The sequence below is a fragment of the Sphingomonas sp. MS122 genome (genome assembly GCF_049532975.1).
GTDB lineage: Bacteria > Pseudomonadota > Alphaproteobacteria > Sphingomonadales > Sphingomonadaceae > Sphingomonas.
Map to the genome: position 1 here is coordinate 3,201,426 of NZ_CP186695.1, position 23,289 is coordinate 3,224,714.

Consider the following 23,289-nt stretch of genomic DNA (forward strand, 5'->3'; position numbering starts at 1 on the left):
CCAAGAACTTATTTCACGGTCAGCGCGGCGCGCGCGGCCTCCGCAAGTTGCTGGACGGAAAAGGGTTTGGGGAGGAAGGCGACGTTGTCGAGGTCGATCGACTTGCGCAGCTGCTCCTCGGCATAGCCCGACATGAACACGATCTTGAGGTCGGGATAGCGCTTGCGCGCGTGTCGCACCATCGTCGGCCCGTCCATCGTCGGCATCACCACGTCGGTGATCAGCAGGTCGGGCTTCTGGCTGGTGGCGAGCAGCTCGAGCGCGGCCTCGCCATTCTCGGCGGTGAGCACGGTATAGCCCTGCCGCGCCAGCGCGCGCTCGGCGACGGCGCGGACCATCGCCTCGTCCTCGACCAGCAGCACGGTGCCGCTGCCCCATAAGTCGCCCTGCACGGGCTTGGTGGCGGGCGTCTTGACCGCCGCAACATCGCCCGCGGCGTGCGCGGGAAGGTAGATGGTGAACACCGCCCCCTTCCCCTTCGGGCTCTCGGCGAAGATATAGCCGCCCGACTGCTTGATGATGCCGTAGACGGTCGACAGGCCGAGGCCGGTGCCCTTCCCCACTTCCTTGGTGGTGAAGAACGGCTCCCAGATATGCGCGAGCACGTCGGCGGGGATGCCGGTGCCGGTGTCGGAGATGCGCAGCGCGGTATAGTCGCCGACGGGCAGCACGTCGTCGTCCATCGCGCGGACCTCGTGCGCGGGGACGCCGAAGGTCTCGATGGTGAGCGTGCCGCCGCCATTGGGGCTCTTGGTCAGCATCGCGTCGCGCGCGTTGACGGCGAGGTTCACGACGACCTGCTCGAGCTGGCCCGGGTCGGCGCGGACGGGCCTCAGGTTGCGGCCATGGCTGACTACCAGCTCGACCGTCTCGCCGAGCAGGCGCTTCAGGAGGTTCGACACCTCCGAGATCACGTCGGGGAGCTGGAGCACCTGCGGGCGCAGCGTCTGCTGACGCGAGAAGGCGAGCAGCTGGCGGGTGAGCGCGGCGGCGCGGTTTGAGTTGATCAGGATCTGCTGGATGTCGTCATAGTCGCTGTCGCCCGGCGCGTGGCGCATCAGCATCAGGTCGCAGTGGCCGATGATCGCGGTCAGGATGTTGTTGAAGTCGTGCGCCACGCCGCCGGCGAGCTGGCCCACCGCCTGCATCTTGGTCGCCTGCGCCACCTGGCGCTTGAGCCGCCCTTCCTCGCCCGCATCCCTGAGGCTGAGCAGCACCGCGGCCTCGCCGAGCCCGCGTGCGGCGGCGATCGAGATCGCGACGCCCTCGTCGGGCGCCTCGGCGAAGCGCACGGTCATGTCCATCGAATGCGCCGCGCCCGCCGCGAACCGGCGGATCGCATCGGCGAGCGCGGCCTTGTCCTCGCGCACCACCAGGTCGCCGGGATAGAGCGGCGGGTTGGCGGCATTGACGTGCGCGGCACGGACGAAGGCGTCGTTCATGTGAACGAAGCGCCCGTCCCCGCCGACCAGCGCGATGCCCGAGGGCAGCAGCGAGATCAGCGATCGGACATGCGCGCCCGCGGTGTCGCCGATCGCCGGGTGCGGGATCGCGAGCTCGTCGTCGAGCAGCGCGACCAGCATCGGCGCATTGTCGCCGTCGAGGAAGGGGATCTCGAGCACGCGCAGCGGCGTGCCCGACAGGCCCTCGCGCTCGAAGCGGACGATGCCGAGATTGTCGGTGATCAGGAAGCGCGTGAAGTCGCGCCCCTCGATCATCGCATTCTCGTCGCCCATGGCGCGCTGGCGCACCACGCGGTTGGCGGCGCGCACGCGGCCGTCGCCGCCGAGCAGTGCCATCATGATCCCCGCGGCGCCCAGCCGGTCGCCCGAGGCGCCCGCGACCAGCGCCTGCGCCTGCTTGGTCAGGTCGACCACATCGGTGCCGGCGAAGCGCCACACCAGCATCGAATCGCCCACGCGGATGATATGCGCCGTGAGCTTGGTGCCCGCCGTCTCGAAGGTGCCGCTCGAGGCATTGCCGTCGCGCCATGCCGCGCGCCCCGCGGTGCCGAGCTGCGCCGAGACCCATTCGCTCGCCACCACCCCCGGCGGCGCGGGATAGCTGGGGAACAGCGCGCCGAACCGGTCATTGGCGCAGACCAGCCGTCCGGCGCGGTCGGTGACGGCGAGCGCGTCGCTGCTCATCGAGGCCAGCGTGTGCGCGACCGACCAGTCGACCGCCGGCTCGTCGACCTTCGTGGAAGGGAGCAGCCGCACGGCCAGGAACACGCTACCCGCGATCACCAGCGCTCCCGCGAGGAACCCCGCGGCGACCAGCGTCGAGCCGGTGAGCCAGAGGATGATCCCGGCCGCCGTCGCCCCCGCCGCGATCGCGACGATCAAGGGCGTGGCAGCGGAGCGGTGGTCTTCAGCAGGGGGAGCGGGACGCGAGGCCATCGCTTCCTTTCCCGTCCCCCCGTCGAGCCGTCAAGCGCTCACCAGATACGAACGCGCTTTGCCGGGTCGAGATACAGTTTCTGCCCGTCCTTGGCGCCGAACGCGGCATACCAGGGGTCGAGGTTGCGCACGACCCAGGCGCGCTGGATCGACGGTGCGTGGGGGTCGGTCAGCAGCCGCTGGCGCAGATTCGCCTCGCGATAGTTGCGCCGCCAGATCTGCGCCCAGCCGAGATAGAAGCGCTGGTCCGCGGTGAAGCCGTCGATCACCGGCGGCTTCTTGCCGCCGAGCGAATGCCGATAGGCGTCATAGGCGATGGTGAGGCCGGCGAGGTCGCCGATATTCTCGCCCAGCGTGAACTCGCCCTTCACATGCTCGCCCGGCAGCGCCTCATAGGCGTCATACTGCGCGACCAGCGCCTTGCTCGCCGCCTCGAACGCCTTGGTGTCCTCCGGCGTCCACCAGTCGGCGAGTTCGCCCTTCTCGTTATATTTGGCACCCTGGTCGTCGAAATGGTGGCTGATCTCGTGCCCGATCACCGCGCCGATGCCGCCATAGTTGACCGCCGGATCGGCCTTGGGATCGAAGAAGGGCGGTTGCAGGATCGCGGCCGGGAACACCACCTCCATCATGCCGAAATTGGCATAGGCGTTGATGGTCTGGGGCAGCATCCCCCATTCCCATTTGCGTACCGGTCCGCCGAGCTTGTCGATCATGTACTGGAAGTCGAACTGATTGGAGCGGACGGCATTGCCGAACAGGTCGTCGGCCTTGACCTCGAGCCCGGTATAGTCGCGCCAGCGATCGGGGTAGCCGACCTTGACGGTGAAGTTCTTGAGCTTGGCCTTGGCTCGCGCCTTGGTCTGCGGCTGCATCCATTCGAGCGAGTCGATCCGGCGGCCCATCGCGTCGAGCACGTTGGCGACGAGCTTGTTCATCTCCGCCTTGTATTCGGCCGGGAAGTAGCGCGCGGCATATTCCTTGCCGACCGCCTCGCCCAGCGCGCCCTCGGTGAAGCTCACCGCGCGCTTCCAGCGCTCCTCGCGCTGCGGCGTGCCCTGCAGCACGGTGCCGTAGAAGGCGAAATTCTCGTTCGCCACCGCATCGGGCAGATAGTTGGAGAGGCCGCCCAGGCTGCGCAGTAGCATCTGGTCCTTGAGCACCTCGAGCGGCGTCTTGTCGAGGATATCGGCGGTCCCCTTGACCGCGCTGGGCTGGCCGATCAGCACCTCTGTGATCTTGGGGCTGATCGCTTTCAGCATCGCCGGCATGTCGAGCGTCGGGCTGGAGAAGTCGGCGGTCTGCGCCAGCGTGAACTTGTTATAGGCCTTGACCGCGTCGGACGCGTCCTCGCGGGTCCACTGGACCTTGGCGATCTGGGTCTCGAGATCCATCACCGCCTTGGCGCGCGCCTCGGCATTCGCCTCGCCCGCCAGCGTCAGCATCTTGGCGAGGTGCGCCACATAGGCGGTGCGGAGCGCCGCCATCTTGGGGTTGTCGACCAGGTACATGTCGCGGTCAGGAAGCCCGGTGCCGCCCTGATAGATGGTGAAGATGTAATTCTCGGGATGCTTGTCGTCCTGGCCGACATAGCCGCCGAACGGGCCGTTGATCCCCATCTTCGCCGCCTCGACCACCAGCGCCGAATAGCCGGCCTTGCTGTCGAGCGCCTTGACCTTGCCCAGCCAGGGCTGGATCGGCGCCAGCCCCCTGGCTTCGACCGCGGCGGTGTTCAGATAGCTCGTATAGGCGCGCCCGATCATGCTGTTGGGATCGCCCTTCACCGCGTCGAGGATGCCGCGCACCCGCTGCTTCGACAGATCGTCGAGCGCGGTGAACATGCCGTAGTTGGACTTGTCGGCAGGGATCGGCGTGGCCTTCGCCCAGGCACCGTTGGCGAAGGTGTAGAAATCGTCGCCCGGCGCGACCGCCTTGTCCATCCCCTTCTCGTCGAAGCCGAAGCTGCCGAGCTGCGGCCTGGAGCCGGTTTCGGCGGCGGGCGCCGGCGCCTCGCGCGCCGAAAGCGCAGTGGCGGCGCCGGCCAGCGCGGTGCCGGCGAGGAGGACGGAAGTCAGGAAGAGACGCATCGATGCACCTTTCGGGAGAGTCGGGTGCGCGTGTCTTACGCCGATGATACGCCCGATCAAGTCTCGGCGGTTACTTCCCCGCCCGCGCCGCGATCCGCTTGCGCCATTTGCGCGCGATCCACAGCCGCCAGCCCACCGCGCTGATCATGTAGCCGAGGATCGAGGCGATGATCGTGATCGTCACCAGCCCGGTGATCAGCGCTGGGCCGGCCTCCGACCACAGCCAGTTGAGCCAGCTGTCGTTGGCGACGTGCGTGGCGATCGGCTGGCCCGGCACGGTGGCGTCGAAATGCAGGATCTTTCGCCCGACCCAATAGGCGAAGGCCCATAGCGGCGGCGTGGTCAGCGGATTGGTCAGGAAAGTGGTCAGCGACGCGACCGGGATGTTGGCGCGGAACGGCAGCGCGAGCAGCGCGGAGAAGAAGATCTGCGCCACCGGGATCATGATCCCCGTGACCATGCCCAGCGCCACGCCGCGCGGCACCGAGCGGCGGGTGAAGCGCCACAGCTCGGGGGCGAGCACGCGGTGCGCGACGGGGCGGAGCCACTTGTTCTGCTCCATCGACTCGCGGGTCGGCATGTTGCGGTCCGCCCAGGCCCGCATGCGGTCCCAGAAGGTCGGCTTAGCCACGGTCGCGGAGGAGCCTTCCCTGTTCACGCTTCCAGTCCCGCTCCTTGATCGACTCGCGCTTGTCGTGAGTCTTCTTGCCCTTCGCCAATGCCAGCTCCACCTTCGCGCGGCCGCGCGAGTTGAAGTAGATCGACAGCGGCACCAGGGTCATCCCCTCGCGCGCTACCGCGCCGTGAAGCTTCTCTATCTGCCGCAGATGAAGGAGCAATTTACGGGGGCGCTTGGGCTCGTGGTTGAAGCGGTTGCCGTGGCTGAACTCGGGGATGTTGGCGTTGACCAGCCAGGCCTGCTCGCCGCGGATTTCTGCATAGCTCTCCGCGATCGAGCCCTCGCCGAAGCGCAGCGCCTTCACCTCGGTGCCCTGCAACGCGATACCGGCTTCGTAGACGTCCTCGATGAAATACTCGAACCGCGCCTTGCGGTTCTCGGCGACGATCTTCTTCTTGTCGAATTCGGTGGGACGCGGGCGGGCCATAAGGAGGCGCGATGTAGGCGCGTCGGCGCCACAGGGAAAGTCCTAAGGCCTCACGCGTCCGGAATCACGTCCGTGAAGCCGGCCGCATCATAGACGGCGCGAAGTTCGGCGCTGCTGTTCGCCCAGACCAGTGGCGGCTTGCCGACACGGTTCAGGTGATGCGGGTCCGCGCCCGCGCGCAACAGCGCGGTGACGCTCGCGAGCCCGTCCGGCCCCTTTGCGTCGCGCCCGGCATAATAGCCCGCGGTCCAGAGCGGCCCATTGCCGTGCCGGTCGGCGATATTGGGATCGGCGCCGTGGGCCAGCAGCAGTTCAACCATCGCCGCGTGGCCGTTCTGCACGGCGACATGGAGCGCGCCGTAATTGTCCTTGTCCGCCGCGGTCGGATCGGCGCCATTGCGGATCGCCTTCGCCGCGGCCCCGAGATCGCCTTCGGCTGCGTGATGCCACAGTGGGCTGCGGCCATAGATATCCACGCCGGGTCGCGGCTTCTTCCACGGCCATTGCGGCATCGCCTTCGCCTCCTAGATCAGGCCCGCAGCCTTCATCGCCGCGTCCACCGCTGCCTTGCTCGCCTCGCCGGGCTCGACCATCGGCAACCGCAACTCGGCGGAAATCTCGGGCCGCAGCTTGTTCACCGCGTACTTGACCGGCCCCGGCGAGGCATCGGTGAACAGCGCAAGGTGCAGCGCGAACAGTCGGTCGTGCAGCGCGAGCGCGACCGCGGTGTCGCCCTCCGCCCAGGCCGCCTGGAACTGCGCGCACAATCTGGGCGCGACATTGGCGCTGACCGAGATGCACCCCACCCCGCCCATCGCGTTGAACGCCAGCGCGGTCTCGTCATTGCCCGAAAGCTGCGCGAGGCCCCCGCGCAGCGCCGCGCGATGGCGCGACACGCGCGCGAGGTCGCCGGTCGCGTCCTTGATCGCGACGAACTTGCCGGGGAAGGCCTCGACGATGCGGATGACCGTCTCAGGCTGGATGTCGGTGACGGTGCGGCCGGGCACGTTGTAGAGCACGATCGGCAGCTCGCATTCGGCCGCGACCGCTTCGAAATGGCGGAAGATGCCTTCCTGGCTAGGGCGGTTGTAATAGGGCGGCACCATCAGCACCGCGTCCGCGCCCGCTTCCTTCGCCGCCTTGGCGTTGCCGATCGCGACGCGCGTGTCGTTGGAGCCCGCACCCGCGATCACCGGCACGCGCCCGCGCACCTGGTCGGCGCACACCCGCACCACCTCGAAATGCTCGTCCTTGCTCAGCGTCGCCGCCTCGCCCGTGGTGCCGACCGGCACCAGTGCCGACGAGCCCTCGGCGATCTGCCACTCGACGAAATCGCGAAACACGTCCTCGGCGAAGTCGCCGTTACGGAACGGGGTAATCAGGGCGGGTATCGATCCAGTGAACATCTGCGCGAAAAAGCCCCAATCTTCCGAAAATCGGGGTGGCCAATAGGCGCCGCTTGCGTATCATGTCCAGCATGCTTGCCTCTTTGTTCAGAAGCGGGCTCCTGCTCGCCGGCGTATCGGGTGTCGCGGTCTCATCCCAGGTCGTGCAGGACGGAGTCGAATTGTACGGGGCGCAGCTCGCTGCGCTGACCGCCTCGCAGCAGGTCGTGCCCGCGACCGGCTCTTCGCTCCAATATAATCTCGACCAGTGGAAGCGGCTGCAGCAGTCCGATCGCTGGCCGTTCACCGACTATGCGAACTTCCTGCTCGCGCATCCCGGCTGGCCGGGCGAGACGAGCCGGCGCGCTGCGGCCGAGACCGTGCTCGCCTCGGGCGCCGAGGCCCCGGCCCTCGTCGTCCGCTTCTTCGAGCGCTTCCCGCCGCTCACCGCCGCGGGCCGGGTGCGCTTCGCCGAGGCGCTCGCCGCCGCCGGGCGCCGCGCCGACGCCGACGAGCAGGCGCGCCGGGCATGGCGCAGCGGCGCGCTGCGGCCGGCGGATGAGAGCGCGATCCTCTCCGGCTTCCCCGGCGCCCTGACCGCCGCCGATCACGACGCGCGGATGGACGCGCTGCTCTGGCAGGATTCGCGCACCGCCGCGGCGCGCCAGGTTGCCTTCACCTCGCCGCAGAATCGCGCATTGTTCGACGCGCGGCTGGCGATGCAGAACAACTGGCCCGACGCGGCGTCGCGGGCCGCCGCGGTCGAGGCGGCCGGCGCGCGCGATCCCGGCTTCATCGCCGACCGCGCGATGTGGTTCCGCAACAACGGCGCGAGCGGCTCGGCACGCTCACTGCTCGCTCGCCCGCGTGCCCTCGCGACGCTGCCCGGCAATGTCGAGGAATGGTACGAGGTGCTGCTCGTCAATGCCCGCGCGGCGGAGAGCGACGGCCAGTACAGCGTCGCCTATGCCATCGCCAGCCAGGTCGACGATGCCCTTCCGCCGGGCGCTGACGTCGCGGCGATGGGGCTCGGCATCCGCGACGACTATACCAGTCTGGTGTGGCTCGCCGGCACCGTCGCGATGCAGAAGCTGCGGCGCCCCGCCGACGCGGTGATGATGTTCGACCGCTATTCGCGCGGCAGCCGTACCCCGACCACCCAGTCCAAGGGCCTCTACTGGGCGGGCCGCGCCGCCGAAGCGGTGGGACAAAATGAGGTGGCACAAGGCTATTACCGGCGCGCCGCCGCCTTCTCCGATCTCTATTACGGCCAGCTCGCCGCCGAACGGCTCGGGCTGGTGTTCAAGGCGCCGCCGCCCGCCGACCTCACCCGTGCGACGCCGGCTGGGCGCTCTGCGTTCTACAATCGCGAGGTGGTGCGCGCCGCGCAGATGCTCGGCACGCTCGGTCGCTGGCAGGACCAGAGCCTGTTCATCCGCCAGATCGCCGCCGACGCCACCACCGGCGAGGACCACGCGCTCGCCACCGAGCTGTCGCGCACGATCGGCCGCCCCGACCTCGGCGTGATGGTCGGGCGCAGCGCGCTGCTCAATGGGCTCACCGACTATACCGTGGCCGGCTATCCGTCGGTGCGCGTGCCTGCGGGCCAGGAAAGCTATTTCACGATCATCCACGCCATTGCGCGGCAGGAGAGCCAGTTCGACAAGCAGGCCGTGAGCCATGCCGGCGCGCGCGGCCTGATGCAGCTGATGCCCGGCACCGCACGCGAGACCGCGGGCAAGCTCGGCCTCAGCTACAACATGTCCTCGCTGACCAGCGACACCGACTACAACATCCGTCTCGGCTCGAACTATTTCCAGCGCATGCTGAACTACTACGGCGGCAGCTACCCGCTCGCGGTCGCGGCCTATAATGCCGGCCCGGGCAATGTGAACAAATGGCTCCGCGCCAATGGCGATCCGCGTACCGGCAGCATCGCGATGGTCGACTGGGTCGAGGCGATCCCGATCTATGAGACCAAGAACTACGTCCAGCGCGTGCTCGAGAATGCGGTGGTGTACGACCTGCTGCATCCCAATTACGCGCGGTCGCGCGGCCCGGCCAATCTGAGCTGGTATCTCGGCAAGAGCCGCCCCGGCTGAGTTGATCGAGATCCTGCCCTATCGCGAGGCGCAGTTCGGCGAAGTCGATGCGCTGTGGCGCGCGGTCTTTCCCGAGGATCCGCCGCACAGTCATGCCGCGGTCGCGGTGCCGCGGAAGCTCGCCGTGCAGCGCGAGCTGTTCCTCGTCGCGGTCGAGGATGGGCGCGTGCTCGGCACGATCCTCGCCGGCTATGACGGGCATCGCGGCTGGCTCTACAAGCTCGCCGTCCACCCCAATGCGCGCCGCTGCGGGATCGGCGAGAAGCTGGTCCGCGCCGCCGAGAAGCGGCTGGCCGCGCTGGGCTGCGCCAAGGTCAACCTCCAGGTTCGCGGCACCAACCGTGAAGCGGCGCGCTTCTGGGCGCACATGGGCTATGCCGAGGAACCACGCGTCTCTATGGGCCGCAGCCTCCTATGAACGACCGTCCGAACTACATCACCCCCGCGGGCTATTCGGCGCTCAAGGCGGAATATGACGCATTGTTCGGCGGCGAGCGGCCCAAGCTGGTCGAGACCATCGCCTGGGCCGCGGGCAATGGCGACCGCTCCGAGAATGGCGACTATATCTACGGCCGCAAGCGGCTGCGCGAGATCGACCGTCGGCTCGGCTGGCTGTCGAAGCGGATGAAGGCCGCCAAGGTGATCGATCCGTCGCGGCAGGAAGACAAGTCGCGCATCTGGTTCGGCGCCACCATCACCATTGCCGACGAGGACGACAACCATCGCACCCTGACCTTCGTCGGCGACGACGAAGCCGATGCCGGCAAGGGCCTGGTCGGCTGGAACGCCCCGCTCGCCCGTGCGCTGCGCGGCGCCGCGATCGGCGACTTGCGCCGGGTGACGCTGCCCGCGGGCGAGAAGGAGTATGAGGTGATCTCCATCACCTACCCCGCCTGATTTTGCAAATAAGATTGACTCGCAATAGTGATCATGCTCAGGGCGCCCGCATCGCGCCGGGCTGACCCGCACCCCGACCCCGTGATGGTGATCCCGGCGCCGATCTGGAAGGGGAATTTCATGACGACGACGTATCGCTTGCTCACCACCGTCGCGCTGGTGCTGGTCCCGACGGCAGCCCTGGCACAGGAGGAAACGGCGGAGGAGAAGGCGAAGGCCGAGGAGATCGTCGTTTATGGCCGGGGCGAGCAGGCCAACAGCCTCGCCACCGGGCTCGACCTCTCGCCGCGCGAGACACCGCAGTCGATCAGCGTCATCACGCGCGAGCAGATGGAGGACCAGGCGGTCGCCAACATCGCCGACGCGCTCGCCTATACCACCGGCATCTCGGTCAAGGCGGTCGACCGCGGCCGCAACATGCTGGCGGCGCGCGGCTTCGAGATCACCAACTTCCAGATCGACGGCGCGCCCTTCGTTACGGGCAATATCGGGCTCGAGGAGAACAGCAGCGCGATCTACGAGCGGATCGAGGTGATCCGCGGCGCCAACGGCCTGACCCAAGGCGCGGGCGAGCCCTCGGCGACGATCAACCTGGTGCGCAAGCACGCCACCTCGCCCGATCTCAAGCTCGATGTCAGCCTCGAGGCGGGATCGTGGGGCCGGATGGCTGCAACCGCCGACATCAGCACCCCGCTCACCAGGGACGGTTCGGTGCGCGGGCGGCTGGTCGCGCAATATTACGCGCAGGATTCGTTCATCGATATCGAGCAGACCGACGGCTATCTGCTCTACGGCGTGATTGACGCCGATCTCGGCGCGAACACGCGTATCAGCCTGGGCGCGAGCTATTCGCGCGACGATCGCGACGGCATCCTGTGGGGTCAGCTGCCCTATTGGCACAGCGACGGCACGCGCACCGACTGGCCGCGTTCCAAGACCACCGGCGCGCAGTGGAACCGGTGGGACACGGTCGAGACCACCGCCTTCCTGACGGTCGAGCAGCGGCTGGGCAGCGACTGGTCGCTGCGCGGCGACGTTAGCTACCACCAGCAGGACGAGGAATCGAAACTGCTGTGGACGACCGGCTATCCCGATCCGGTCACCGGCCTCGGCATCGACGCATCGGCCTATTGGTATAAGTCCAAACCGCAGCAATGGCATGCCAGCGCCTCGCTCAAGGGCGGGTTCGACCTGTTCGGGCAACGGCACGAGCTGATCCTCGGCGGCACCTATCGTCACCTCGAGGGTGGTTGGACCAATCGCGATCCCGATCCCGCCACCGTCGCGCCGATCGGCGACTTCAACCAGTGGGACGGCAACACCTATCCCGAGCCGTCATGGGGCGAACGCTACCGCATGAGCGGCTTCGGCACGACCGAGCAGTATGCCGTCTATGGCGCGACGCGGCTGCAGCTGCTCGACCGGCTCAAGCTGATCGCGGGCGGCCGGTTCAGCTGGTGGGAACGCAACGAGGAAGTGGCGCTCTACACCCCTGCCCCCTTCACGATCAGCCACAAGGCGAAGTTCACGCCCTATGCCGGCCTGATCCTCGACGTGACACGCAACGTCTCGGCCTATGTGAGCTACACCAGCATCTTCAATCCGCAGGACTATAAGGACGTCAACCGCGACTATCTCCCCCCGCTGGTCGGCAACAATTACGAGGCCGGGCTCAAGGGCGAGTGGATGGGCGGCCGCCTGCGCGCCTCGGCAGCGATCTTCCGCATCGAGCAGGACAATTTCCCACGGTTCGCGGGGGCCGATCCCGACACCAATCAACCCTATTATGAGCCCGTGCCGGGCACGGTGTCCGAGGGGTACGAAGCCGAGATCGCCGGCGAGATCGTCAAGGGCTGGGACCTGAGCCTTGGCTGGAGCGCCTTCCGCGCCGAGGACGCCGCCGGCCTGCCGGTGCAGGCTCACCACCCGCGCAAGGTGCTGCGCATGGCGACGCGCTACGACTTCGGCGGCGTACTCGACGGGTTGAGCCTCGGCGGCTCGGCGCGCTGGGAGAGCCGCCCGCCCAAGACCGCGGTCAATCCCGCGACCAACGCGACCGAGAATGTCGGGCAGCCGGCCTATCTGCTGGTCAACGCCATGGCGCGTTATGCGCTGGACGAGCATGTCTCGCTGCAGGTCAACGTCAACAACCTGTTCGACAAGCATTATTTCAACAACAATTTCTGGTTCGACGGCTTCGTCTATGGCGAGCCGCGCAATGTCCGCGCGACGCTGCGCTTTGAGTTCTGAACCGCGAAGCGGGGCGTCTCGGCGCCCCGCTTATTCGGGCTTGGCGATCTTCTTTCCCGCCGCCTTCCACCGGTCGCTGTTGGTCAGTGCCGAGGCCTCGATCTTCAGCTTCGCGCTGCCCGGCAGGCCGCGGATGATCACGCGCAGATTGTCCGCCAGCGCAGGCGGCATCCACGGATTGAGCACCAGCCGCGTGATCGAGCCGAGGTCGATCCCGACCGGCAGCGAGAGCTTGGGTTCGTCGCGGCAGGTCGCGACGATCCGCCACTCGCGTTCGTCGCTATAGCCTTCGCGTTTGACGAACGGCAGGCGGTGGGCGTCGGCTGGCGTCAGCGCCTCGAGATCTCGGACGCGCAGATACTCGACCGGTGCCCCCACCACGCCGGCCGTGCCGGCGACCGCTGTCTCGAGCCCAGCCTTCTCGAACTCGATGCAAACACCCTCCATCCCCTGGGTGAAGACGCGCCAGTGGTGATAGGTTTCGCTCGCCATCGCGAAGCACAGCGCCAGCACCGACTTGGCCTCGGCATGCGCGCGGTAGAGCTCCATGAACTCGACGTCGTTGGTGTCGTCCCACTTGGCGGGGCTCAGCAGCACCAGCCTTTGGTGGACCAGCGTGTCGAGCGCGCTCGACAGAGTCGTGTAGCGGCGGACGAACTTGTCGAGGGTGCGGGTCGCCATCGCGGCGACTTCAGCACGCCACCACGTTGACCGCCAGCCCGCCCTGCGCGGTTTCCTTGTATTTCGACCGCATATCCTCGCCGGTCTGGCGCATCGTCTCGATCACCGCGTCGAGGCTGACGACATGGTTGCCGTCGCCGTGCATCGCGAGGTACGCGGCGTTGATCGCCTTGATCGCGCCCATCGTGTTGCGCTCGATGCACGGGATCTGGACGAGCCCGCCGATCGGGTCGCAGGTGAGGCCGAGATTATGCTCCATGCCGATCTCGGCGGCGTTCTCGATCTGCGCATTGGTCGCGCCGAGCGCCGCGGCGAGCCCTGCCGCGGCCATCGAGCAGGCGACGCCGACCTCCCCCTGGCACCCCATCTCGGCGGCCGAGATCGAGGCGCGCTTCTTGTAGAGGAAGCCGATCGCCGCCGCGGTGAGCAGGAAGGTCCGCGCGCCCGCTGGCGTGGGCGAGGCGCAGAAGGTCTCGTAATAGCGCAGCACCGCCGGGATCACGCCCGCGGCGCCATTGGTCGGCGCGGTGACGACGCGGCCGCCCGCGGCATTCTCCTCGTTCACCGCCAGCGCCCACAGGCTCACCCAGTCGAACACCAGCGAGGGATCGGAGCGTGGCCCGCGCGCGATCAGCCGGTTGTGCAGGTCGCGGGCGCGGCGCTTGACCTTGAGCCCGCCGGGCAGCTCGCCTTCGCCGCGCATCCCGCGCTCGATGCACGCCGACATCGCCGCGCGCAGCGAATCGAGGAAGGCGTCGGTTTCGGCATCGTCGCGCCAGGCGGCCTCGTTGGCGCGGACGATGTCGGCTATCGTCGCGCCCTTCTCCTCCGCGACCGCGAGCAGCTCGGCGCCCGAGGAGAAGTTCATCGGCAGCGTCACGTTCGAGCGCGGCGGCTCGCACCCGCCCTCGACCACCGCGCCGCCGCCGATCGAGTACCAGAAGGTCTCGTAGGGCTCGCCGTCGGGATAATGCGCGACGAAGCGCATGCCGTTGGGGTGCGCGGGCAGGAACTTGTCCGAGCGGAAGATGAGGTGCGTGCCCTCGACGAACGGCACCGGCGCCAGACCGCCGAGCGACAGCCGTGCCTCGCTGCGGATCGTCGCGACGATGCTCGCCACCGCGTCGGGGTCGACGCTCTCGGGCTGATGGCCCGCCAGCCCCAAGATCACAGCGGTATCGGTCGCATGCCCCTGTCCGGTCAGCGCGAGCGAGCCGAACAGCTCGCACGACACCGACACCGGCGTGCCGCGGTCGAGCGCGGCATCGGCAAAGGCAAAGGCCGCGCGCATCGGCCCGACGGTGTGCGAGCTGGACGGGCCGATGCCGATGGTGAACAGATCGGCGAGGCCGATCGTCGCTTCCACGCGCGAGCGCGCCGCCATTCCTGAACCGTCGAGCATGCCGCCTTATCAGGCGGGATCGACACCCGGCGCAAGGCGAATGTGAAGCTCCTTGAGCTGCTTGTCGCTGACGGTCGAAGGCGCCTGCATCATCAGGTCCTCGGCCTTCTGGTTCATCGGGAAGACGATGACCTCGCGGATGTTGGGCTGGTCGGCGAGCAGCATGACGATGCGGTCGACGCCCGGCGCCGAGCCGCCGTGCGGCGGCGCGCCATATTTGAACGCGTTGATCATGCCCGCGAAGTTGGTGTCGACCTGCTCCTTCGTATAGCCGGCGATCTCGAACGCCTTGTACATGATCTCCGGCCGGTGGTTCCGGATCGCGCCCGACGACAGCTCCACGCCGTTGCAGACGATGTCATACTGCCATGCGAGGATGTCGAGCGGGTCCTTGGTCTCCAGCGCCTCCAGCTCGCCCTGCGGCATGCTGAACGGGTTGTGGCTGAAGTCGACCTTCTTGGCGTCCTCGTCATATTCGAACATCGGGAAGTCGACGATCCAGCAGAACTCGAAGCGGCTCTTATCGATCAGCTCGAGCTGCTCGCCGACGCGGGTGCGCGCAAGCCCGGCGAGCTTCGCCGCCTGCGCCTCCTTGCCCGCGGCGAAGAAGATGCCGTCGTTGGGGCCGAGGCCGAGCGCGTCGGCGATCGCCTTCATGCCCTCCTGGCCATGGTTGTTGGCGATCGGCCCGCCGAACACGCCGTCCTTCTGCGTCGCATAGCCGAGCCCCGGAAAGCCCTCGCTCTGCGCCCAGCTGTTCATGTCGTCGAAGAACTTGCGGCTCTTCTCGTGCGTCCCCGGCGCGGGGATCGCGCGGACGACGTCGCCGCCCTCGACGATCGACGCGAAGCGGCCAAAGCCCGAGCCTTTGAAGAACTCGGAGACGTCGCCGATCACGATCGGGTTGCGCAGGTCGGGCTTGTCGTTGCCGTATTTCAGCATCGATTCGCGGTACGGGATGCGCTTGAACGGCAGCGGCGAGACGGTGCGCCCCTTGCCCTGCCAGTCGGCGAATTCCTCGAACACGCCGTGCAGCACCGGCTCGATCGCCGCGAACACGTCGTCCTGGGTGACGTAGCTCATCTCGAAGTCGAGCTGGTAGAATTCGCCCGGGCTACGGTCGGCGCGCGCATCCTCGTCGCGGAAGCACGGCGCGATCTGGAAATAGCGGTCGAAGCCCGCGACCATCAGCAGCTGCTTGAACATCTGCGGCGCTTGGGGAAGCGCGTAGAACTTGCCCGGATGCACGCGGCTCGGGACGAGATAGTCGCGCGCGCCCTCGGGCGACGAGGCGGTCAGGATCGGCGTCTGAAACTCGGTAAAGCCCTGCTCGACCATGCGCTTGCGGATCGAGGCGATGACATGGCTGCGCAGCATGATGTTGGCGTGGAGCTGCTCGCGGCGCAGGTCGAGGAAGCGGTAGCGCAGGCGGATATCCTCGGGATATTCGCTGTCGCCGAACACCGGCATCGGCAGTTCCTGGGCCTGGCTCTGCACCGTGACGCCCTTGGCGAATACCTCGATCTCGCCGGTCGCGAGGTTCGGGTTCACCGTCGCGTCCGAGCGCGCCTTTACCAGCCCGTCGATCGTCACGACCGATTCGACGCGCAGCCCTTCTAGCACCGGCAAAGCGGGCGAATCGCTGTCGGCGACGATCTGCGTCACGCCGTAATGATCGCGCAGATCGACGAACAGCACGCCGCCATGATCGCGCTTGCGGTGAATCCAGCCGGAAAGGCGGACGGTCTCACCGACCTGCGCGGCGTTGAGCTGGCCGCAATTGTGGGAACGATAGGCGTGCATGGTGACTTTCAACATCTTTGGCGAAAGTGGCGCGCTTCCCCTCCACACAGCCCTTTGTCAACCCGCGCGCACGCGTCTATGGGCCTGCGATGCACATTCACGGCCTGATCGAAGACTCGGCAAGTCTCGCCAATCTCTGCACCCGCCTCGCGCAGCAACCGTTCGTCACGGTCGATACCGAGTTCATGCGGGAGAACACCTTCTGGCCCGAGCTGTGCCTGATCCAGATCGCCGATACGAACGAGGCGGCGGCGATCGATCCGATGGCGCCGAACATCGACCTCACGCCCCTGCTCGACCTGCTCGTCAACAACGAGGACGTGCTCAAGGTCTTCCACGCCGGCGGCCAGGACATCGAGATCGTCTATAACCTCACCGGCAAGACCCCGCACCCGCTGTTCGACACCCAGGTCGCGGCGATGGCACTCGGCCAGGGTGAGCAGATCGGCTATTCCAACCTGGTCGAGACCTATCTCGGCATCACGGTGGACAAGGGCGCGCGTTTCACCGACTGGAGCCGCCGTCCGCTCGACAAGCGCCAGATCGACTATGCGATCGCCGACGTGACCCATCTCTCCGCGATCTTCCCCAAGATGCTGGAGAAGCTGCGCAAGACCGGCCGCGGCGCGTGGCTCGACGAGGAGATGGAGCGGATCGCCGATCCCGAGAACTACCGCAACGATCCCGACCAGGCGTGGCAGCGCATCCGCGTCTCCAGCCGCAAGGCCGATGTGCTCGGGCGGTTGAAGGCGCTGGCGGCGTGGCGCGAGAAGGAAGCCCAGGGCAAGAACCTGCCTCGCGGCCGTATCGTCAAGGACGAGACGATCGCCGATCTCGCCGCCAATCCGCCGCGCAAGCAGGGCGATCTCACCCGCGTCCGCGGTCTCTCCGCCTCATGGGGCGGCAACGACATCGGCGGGCGACTGATGGCGGCGCTGGAAAGCGCGACCGCGATGTCCGCGGCCGAGATGCCCGCGCGCGACGACCGCAAGCTCCCGCTGGGCAAGGAAGGCGCGCTGGTCGCCGATCTGCTCAAGCTGCTGCTCAAGATCCGCGCCCGCGACATCAACGTCGCCGCGCGCCTGCTCGCCCGCTCAGACGATCTCGAGGCGCTCGCCGCGGGCCAGCGCGACAATCTGGCGATCCTCGAAGGCTGGCGCTTCGAGCAGTTCGGGCGTGATGCGCTCGCGCTGGTCGAGGGACAGTTGGGGTTCACGGTGCGAAATGGTAAGCTCAAAATGACTCGCACCGAACAGCCTCAAGAGTAGGAGAAAGCGTCATGATCCGCTTCACCGTTCTGCTGCTCCCTGTCAGTCTGCTGGCCTGCGCCTCCTATCCCGGGCCGCTGCCCGGCCCCGTGCGCTGCGATGCGGGACGCGTGCAGGCGCTGGTCGGCCGCGAGGCGCGCCCGGGCGTCGTCCAGCGCGCGCGGCAGCGCGCCGGCGCCCGCGAGGTCCGCCTGATCCGTCCCGGCCAGCCCGTGACGATGGATTTCCGTTCGGATCGCCTGAACATCGAAGTCGATCACCGCAACCGGATCCGCGCCGCCCGCTGCGGCTGATCCGGCCCAAAATCCTTCCCCCGCCAAGGGGAGGATTAGTCACCCACCAATATCCACCGCTGCGGTCAATCCCAATGCCCCCGCCAGCGCGCGGTGGCGCTTCTCGACCGCTTCGCCATAGAGCGCGGCATCGTCGCCCTCGAGCCGCAGCACCAGCGCCTCGTCCTCGATCGCCAGCGCCGAGCGCTTGAGCGGCCCGGCGACGCCGCCGCTCAGCCGCTGGCCGAGACGCATCGCCAGACCCCACAGCTTGGCATGTTCGAGATCGTCGAGCGTGGCGAGCTGCCCGAGCGGCGACGGCGATTCGAGCCCGCCACCCAAGGAGGTGAACAGTGCCTGCGCGAGCAGCGCCCGCCCCCGCGCATCGATCCCGACCCAATTGCCGTGCAGCGCGATCTCGAGGCCACGCCCGGCACGGAATTCGGGGTTGGCGCGCCAGCCGACATCGGCGAGCAGGCACGCAGCGTGCCGCAGTCTTGCCAGGTCGTGAAGATCGTCGAAAAGCGGCGCGATCCACTGGTCGAGCAGGTCGCCATGCTCGGGGAAACGGCCCGAGCGCCGCGCCTCGTCGCGCGCCGCGACGATCAGGGGGTCCTCGCGCCGTTCCTCCGGCGTCAGGTCGCCGAACAACAGCCCCTCGCGCAGTCCGAAGGCGGACGCCACCGTCTCGCGGCTGCCCAGATGCTTGATCAGCACGCCGAGCAGCGCGGCCGCGTCCTCCATCGTCGCGACGCGCCCCGAGGAGAGGTTGGGCACCGCGCGGATCTTGCTCTTGCCGAGCTGCGCGATCGTGCGCTGCAGCCGCGTCACGGTCGCCGCCGGCATGGTATATTCGTGGATCACCGGCAGCGGGTAGCCGGTCAGGTGCATGTCGAGCTGTGCCAGCGCGCGCCACGAACCGCCGACGAGGTAGAAGGGCAGCCCGCTCCCCCGCCCCGTCCAGCCGGCATCGGCGAGCAGTTTCGCGACCGTGCGGTCGAGCACGCCCTTGCCGCGCTCGCGAATCGCCGCGATCCGCAGCACGCCGAGCGGGAAGGACACGCGGTCGGTCACCGTCCCCGCCACCACGCGCACCAGCTCGAGCGAACCGCCGCCCAGGTCGCCGACGATCCCGTCCGCCTCGGGGATGCCCGACAGCACGCCATAGCCCGCCGCCAGCGCCTCCGCCTCGCCCGGCAGCAGCTCGACCTCGAGCCCGAGCCGCCGCGCGATCGCGATCAGCTGCGCGCCGTTGGACGCCTCGCGCACTGCGGCGGTCGCGACAGTGCGCAGCGAATCGACTTCCATCTCGCGCGCCAGGCTGGCGAAGCGAGCGAGCGCGGTGGTCGCAATGACCAGCGCCGCCTCGTCGATCGCGCCGGTCTCGGCCAGCGAGCGGCCGAGCCCCGCCATCACCTTCTCGTTGAACAGGATCGCCGGCAGCCGCGCTGCGCCGTCATAGACGACGAGGCGGATCGAGTTGGAACCGATGTCGATGATGCCGGTGCGGCGCGTGGCGGGCACCGTCTCGGCGCGAGGCTTGCGGAACAACAGGGTGGACACGCTCACCCGCTACGCTCGGCGCGCCAGCGACGCAACGACAGCTTGGGCACCGCCTCGCTCGTCTCGAGCGCCGCGCCGCGGCCCGAGAGCGACGGGTTGGTCATGAAATAGCGGTGCAGGTTGAACGGCTTGTGACCCGGATCCTCGCGCACGTAGCGGCCATCGCTTTCCAGCTCCCAGCTCTGCTCGGTGTCGATCAGATTGGCGACCATCACCTGGTCGAGCACCTGATCGTGCACCGTCGGGTTGAGGATCGGTAGCATGAACTCCACCCGCCGGTCGAAGTTGCGCGGCATCCAGTCGGCTGACGAGATGAACATCCTGGCGCCGTCATTGGGCAGCGCCTTGCCGTTGCCGAACGCCCAGATGCGGCTGTGCTCGAGGAAGCGGCCGACCACCGACTTGACCGTGATGTTCTCCGACATGCCCGGGATGCCCGGGCGCAGGCAGCAGATGCCGCGGATGATCAGGTCGATCTCGACCCCGGCGTTGCTCGCCTCGTACAACTTCTCGATCATCGCCGGATCGACCAGGCTGTTCATCTTGGCCCAGATCGCCGCCGGCTTGCCCGCCAGCGCATTGGCGATCTCGGCATCGACCAGCTCCATCAGCCGGTCGCGCAGGTGCCGCGGCGAGACGGTGAGCAGCTCGAGATCCTCGGGCTCGACATAGCCGGTGACGTAGTTGAAGATCTTCGCGGCATCGCGCCCGATCCGCGGATCGGCGGTGAAGAAGCTCAAGTCGGTGTAGATGCGCGCGGTCACCGGGTGATAGTTGCCGGTGCCGAAATGGCAGTAGGTGCGGAACTCGTCGCCCTCGCGCCGCACTACCATCGAGACCTTGGCATGGGTCTTCCAGGTGGTGAAGCCGTAGATCACCTGCACGCCCGCGCGTTCCAGCGCCGATGCCCAGAGCAGGTTCTGCTCCTCGTCGAAGCGTGCCTTCAACTCGACCACCGCGGTCACCGACTTGCCCGCCTCGGCCGCCGCGATCAGCGCCTGGATCACCGCCGACTGCTTGCCCGCGCGGTAGAGCGTCTGCTTGATCGCGACCACGTCGGGATCGCTCGCCGCCTGCTTGAGGAAGGCGAGCACCACGTCGAACGTCTCGTACGGGTGGTGGACGACGATGTCCTTGGCCTTGATCGCCGCGAAGCAATCGCCGCCGAACTCGCGGATGCGCTCGGGAAAACGGGGCGAATAGGGCGGGAATTTGAGATCGGGCCGGTCTTCCTCGACGATCATCGACAGATCGCCGACGCCGAGGAAGCCGCCGGTCTCGGTCAGCAGCGCCTCGCTCCCGCCCAGCTCCTCCATCAGCACCGCGGCGAGCTCGGGGTGGATGCTCTCCTCCATCTCGAGGCGGATGACGCGACCGCGACGGCGGCGCTTGATCGCGGTGCGGAAGTAGAGGACCAGATCCTCGGCCTCCTCCTCGAGCTCGATATCGCTGTCGCGCAGCACCCGGAAGGTCGCCGAGCTCTTGACGTCATATCCCGGAAAGAGCAGCGAAGAGAAGCGCTTGAGAAGCGTTTCTACCGGCACGTAGCAAGCTCGCTCGCCGGGCACGCGCACGAAGCGCGGGCTCGCCGGGGGCAGCAGCACCAGCTCGCGGATGGGCTCGCCGTCGCTCTGGCGGACGAGGTCGAAGATCACGCTCAGCCCCTTGTTGGGGATGAACGGGAACGGGTGCGCGGGGTCGAGCGCCTGCGGGGTCAGGATCGGGAAGATCTGCGTGCGGAAATGGGCCTCGACCCATTCGGCGACGTTACCGCTGATGGCATCGGCGTCGAGCACCTCGATCCCGCGATCCCCGAGCTCGCGGCGGATGTCGTTCCACACCGCCTGCTGGCTGTCGACCAGGTCGCCCGCGTCCTCGACGATCGCCGTCAGCTGCTGCGCCGGAGTGCGGCCGTCGGCCGAATGCGCCTCGACCTCCTGCATCTGCTGGCCCTTGAGCCCGGCGACGCGGACCATGAAGAACTCGTCGAGGTTCGAGCCCGAGATCGACAGGAAGCGCAGCCGTTCGAGCAGCGGATGCGCGGTGTTGCACGCTTCCTCCATCACTCGGCGGTTGAACGCCAGCCACGACAGCTCGCGGTTGAAATAGCGCGCCCCCGGCTCGCCCTGCGCCTCATCGTCGGATTTCAGTTGCGCGCGGCTGGACATGCTTCCTCGTTTCAGGGTTGCGCATCCGGCGCCTTGAGCAGGCCGGACGCGGTCAATGTGGCCTTCGCCGCCGGGATCGACAAGCGCCGGTTGCGGCGGCGGCTGGCATCCTCCTCCAGCGCCTCCGCGGTGCGCAGGATCGTCAGGTAATCCCGCTCGATCCGCCGCATCACCCAGGCCACTACATCGGGATTTGCGGCAATCTCGTGACGATCGAGCAATTGCTGCAGGATGCCCGCCGCCAACGCGTCATCAGGCTGCTCGATCCGTGCGATCGGGCTCGCCCCCAGCCGCGAGCGCAGGTCCGGCAGCTTGACCTGCCACAAGGGCGGCGCGTCGTCGGCGACCAGGAACAGCGGCCGGTGCGCCGCCTGCGCCGCGTTCCAGGCGTGGAACAGCATCGTCTCGCTCTGCCGGTCGGCCTCGTCGATCATCGTCCCGCCGCTGCGCACCGCCATGGTTCGCGCGAGCAGGCTGCGCCCGGACTTGCGCGGCCCGGTGATGATCGCCGCCATCACCGGCCAGGTCGCCCAATGCTCGAGGATATGGACGGCTTTGGCGTTGCCCTCGCCGACCAGGAACTTGTCCTCACGCGCGCCGGCTGGCCGGTCGAGCGGCAGGGAAAGCTGGCTCATCCGTCGCTGTCGTTCCCGGCTTCGACGGCAGCCGGTGTCGCGGGCGCCGCCGGCGCGCCGCCGCCCCGGCGGATGCGCAGCACGCCCGGTCCCTCCTCGACCTGCCAGCCGCGCGCGCGCAGCGCCGCGGTCAGCGACGCCTGGCTGCCCTCGAAGGTGACGCGCATCACCGAGATTCCGCCGAGCGCCATGCTCGTGGTCGAGGCCGAGCTGACCCCCGGCACGCCGCGCACCGCCGCTTCGCCGCCGTTGAGCGCCGCAACGTTGGGCGTGTCGAACTGGACGGTCAGCGCGGTGCCCCCCGTAGCGACCGGCGCGTCGGTGGGTTCGAGCGGCGCTTCCTCGCCGGTCTCCTCGACCGGCACCTCGGGCTTGGGCGGCTCGGTCGCGAGCAGCCGGTCGGTACGCAGCAGCCCGGCGCGCATCGCGTCCTGATAGGCCTTGTCGATCCGCTGGATGCCGGCGTCGATCAGCGCGGGCAGCGCATTGCCGTCGTTCACCCGCAGCACGAACTGCGCGATGCGGCGATTGTCGGGCCCGTGCCCCGCGGTGAACACCCCGACGATCGGCCCGCCCGGATAGCTGCGCCGCAGCTCGACGGTCGGGATCAGCACGTCGTCGGCGCCATATTGGTCGAGGATCGCGCGCCACCAGCCGCGCCCGCGCCGCGCCGTCTGCCCGGCATTCATCAGCAGCCGGTCGGGTCCGTTGCCCGCCGGGCGGACATAGTCGATCGCGCTGTTGCCCGTACGGAATCGCTTCCACCCGTCGAGGAACACGCTGTTTCCCTCGAACACGCGGTGCGCGCCGCCCGAGACCTGCACCGGGATCAGCAGCATCGGCGGCGAGCGAGTCATCTGCGCCGCGACTCCGAGCAGCGACGCCGCGCGGTTGCGGTCGAACAGCACGCCGAGCTTGGCGACATAGCGGTTCGGGCCGATCTGCTCGCGCTCGACGATGATCCCGGTGACCATCCCGTCCAGCGCCGAATCGCCGAGCGTCGAGCCCTGCCCGGTCAGCCGCTGCGCCAGCATCGTCCATGCCTTGCGCTGCGCCAGCCGCCAGCCGCCGAGCCGCGCCGATTCCGCATCCTTGGCGCGCACGTCGACCGCGACGCCGCTCACCTCGAAGCTGCCCGAGCTGTCGCCGGAGGCCGGCGCCGGCTCGGCCTTGCCCGCGCCCTTCCCGGCCTGAGCGAGGGCGAAGCCGGCCGTCGCGAGCAGCGCAACTGCGGCCGTGGTGGCGAAGACGGGGGAGATGCGACGCGACAT

Annotated in this window: 19 protein-coding genes; 6 read left to right on the top strand and 13 right to left on the bottom strand. The window is 68.2% G+C overall.

The window, feature by feature from the left end:
- Positions 1-8: 8 nt before the first annotated feature.
- The 6 genes from ACO227_RS15610 to dapA form a co-directional block, all read right to left on the bottom strand.
- Positions 9-2,399, bottom strand: coding sequence for a response regulator (locus ACO227_RS15610; protein ID WP_423602932.1), 2,391 nt, complete (start codon positions 2,397-2,399; stop codon positions 9-11).
- A gap of 38 nt (positions 2,400-2,437) precedes the next feature.
- The gene (locus ACO227_RS15615; protein WP_423602934.1) at positions 2,438-4,486 is read right to left on the bottom strand and encodes a M13 family metallopeptidase; all 2,049 of its coding nucleotides are present in this window, start codon (positions 4,484-4,486) and stop codon (positions 2,438-2,440) included.
- 70 nt (positions 4,487-4,556) lie between these two features.
- Positions 4,557-5,066 carry a DUF2062 domain-containing protein gene (locus tag ACO227_RS15620; protein ID WP_423607372.1) on the bottom strand — a complete coding sequence of 170 codons (510 nt, stop codon included), beginning with the start codon at positions 5,064-5,066 and terminating at the stop codon, positions 4,557-4,559.
- Positions 5,067-5,109: 43 nt separating this feature from the next.
- On the bottom strand, positions 5,110-5,592 hold the full coding sequence (gene smpB / locus ACO227_RS15625) for an SsrA-binding protein SmpB (RefSeq protein ID WP_066575278.1): 483 nt from the start codon (positions 5,590-5,592) through the stop codon (positions 5,110-5,112).
- A gap of 50 nt (positions 5,593-5,642) precedes the next feature.
- Complete coding sequence (locus ACO227_RS15630) at positions 5,643-6,104, bottom strand: ankyrin repeat domain-containing protein (RefSeq protein WP_423602935.1); 462 nt, start codon at positions 6,102-6,104, stop codon at positions 5,643-5,645.
- A 12-nt stretch (positions 6,105-6,116) separates the two neighbouring features.
- Positions 6,117-6,998, bottom strand: coding sequence for a 4-hydroxy-tetrahydrodipicolinate synthase (gene dapA / locus ACO227_RS15635; protein WP_423602937.1), 882 nt, complete (start codon positions 6,996-6,998; stop codon positions 6,117-6,119).
- 71 nt (positions 6,999-7,069) lie between these two features.
- Between dapA and ACO227_RS15640 the strand changes: the two genes are divergently transcribed.
- The 4 genes from ACO227_RS15640 to ACO227_RS15655 all read left to right on the top strand — a co-directional run bounded on the left by ACO227_RS15640 (position 7,070) and on the right by ACO227_RS15655 (position 12,226).
- Positions 7,070-9,079 (top strand): transglycosylase SLT domain-containing protein, encoded by a 2,010-nt coding sequence (locus ACO227_RS15640; RefSeq protein ID WP_423602939.1) that lies wholly within the window; start codon positions 7,070-7,072, stop codon positions 9,077-9,079.
- Between the two features lies 1 nt (position 9,080).
- On the top strand, positions 9,081-9,497 hold the full coding sequence (locus tag ACO227_RS15645) for a GNAT family acetyltransferase (RefSeq protein WP_423602941.1): 417 nt from the start codon (positions 9,081-9,083) through the stop codon (positions 9,495-9,497).
- Entirely contained in the window at positions 9,494-9,976 is a 483-nt protein-coding gene (gene greB / locus ACO227_RS15650) for a transcription elongation factor GreB (protein ID WP_423602943.1), read from the top strand. The genes ACO227_RS15645 and greB overlap by 4 nt, the downstream gene beginning before the upstream one ends.
- A 120-nt stretch (positions 9,977-10,096) precedes the next feature.
- Positions 10,097-12,226, top strand: a complete 2,130-nt coding sequence (locus ACO227_RS15655) for a TonB-dependent siderophore receptor (RefSeq protein WP_423602944.1) — start codon at positions 10,097-10,099, stop codon at positions 12,224-12,226.
- Positions 12,227-12,256: 30 nt separating this feature from the next.
- On the opposite strand, the gene ACO227_RS15660 is transcribed toward ACO227_RS15655, so the two are convergent.
- Genes ACO227_RS15660 through aspS form a run of 3 tightly spaced genes read right to left on the bottom strand, consistent with a single transcriptional unit; the run spans position 12,257 to position 16,112 of the window.
- Positions 12,257-12,907 carry a hypothetical protein gene (locus ACO227_RS15660; protein WP_423602946.1) on the bottom strand — a complete coding sequence of 217 codons (651 nt, stop codon included), beginning with the start codon at positions 12,905-12,907 and terminating at the stop codon, positions 12,257-12,259.
- Positions 12,908-12,917: 10 nt separating this feature from the next.
- Positions 12,918-14,309: an L-serine ammonia-lyase gene (locus ACO227_RS15665; RefSeq protein WP_423602948.1), complete on the bottom strand. Its 1,392-nt coding sequence runs from the start codon at positions 14,307-14,309 to the stop codon at positions 12,918-12,920.
- A 9-nt stretch (positions 14,310-14,318) separates the two neighbouring features.
- Positions 14,319-16,112: an aspartate--tRNA ligase gene (gene aspS, locus ACO227_RS15670; protein ID WP_423607374.1), complete on the bottom strand. Its 1,794-nt coding sequence runs from the start codon at positions 16,110-16,112 to the stop codon at positions 14,319-14,321.
- Between the two features lie 89 nt (positions 16,113-16,201).
- On the opposite strand from aspS, the gene rnd reads away from it, so the two are divergent.
- Positions 16,202-17,380 (top strand): ribonuclease D, encoded by a 1,179-nt coding sequence (gene rnd, locus ACO227_RS15675; protein WP_423602949.1) that lies wholly within the window; start codon positions 16,202-16,204, stop codon positions 17,378-17,380.
- A gap of 11 nt (positions 17,381-17,391) precedes the next feature.
- The gene (locus tag ACO227_RS15680; protein ID WP_423602951.1) at positions 17,392-17,673 is read left to right on the top strand and encodes an I78 family peptidase inhibitor; all 282 of its coding nucleotides are present in this window, start codon (positions 17,392-17,394) and stop codon (positions 17,671-17,673) included.
- A gap of 39 nt (positions 17,674-17,712) precedes the next feature.
- Here the strand turns inward: ACO227_RS15680 and ACO227_RS15685 are convergent, their stop codons facing one another.
- From ACO227_RS15685 to ACO227_RS15700, 4 genes are read right to left on the bottom strand one after another with little or no spacing between them, the layout of a single operon-like run.
- Positions 17,713-19,215 carry a Ppx/GppA family phosphatase gene (locus ACO227_RS15685; protein ID WP_423602953.1) on the bottom strand — a complete coding sequence of 501 codons (1,503 nt, stop codon included), beginning with the start codon at positions 19,213-19,215 and terminating at the stop codon, positions 17,713-17,715.
- Positions 19,216-19,217: 2 nt separating this feature from the next.
- Positions 19,218-21,383 (bottom strand): RNA degradosome polyphosphate kinase, encoded by a 2,166-nt coding sequence (locus tag ACO227_RS15690; protein WP_423602954.1) that lies wholly within the window; start codon positions 21,381-21,383, stop codon positions 19,218-19,220.
- Between the two features lie 11 nt (positions 21,384-21,394).
- Complete coding sequence (locus tag ACO227_RS15695) at positions 21,395-22,018, bottom strand: chromosomal replication initiator DnaA (RefSeq protein WP_423602956.1); 624 nt, start codon at positions 22,016-22,018, stop codon at positions 21,395-21,397.
- Positions 22,015-23,289, bottom strand: coding sequence for a heavy-metal-associated domain-containing protein (locus ACO227_RS15700; protein WP_423602958.1), 1,275 nt, complete (start codon positions 23,287-23,289; stop codon positions 22,015-22,017). Before ACO227_RS15700 ends, ACO227_RS15695 begins: the two co-directional genes overlap by 4 nt.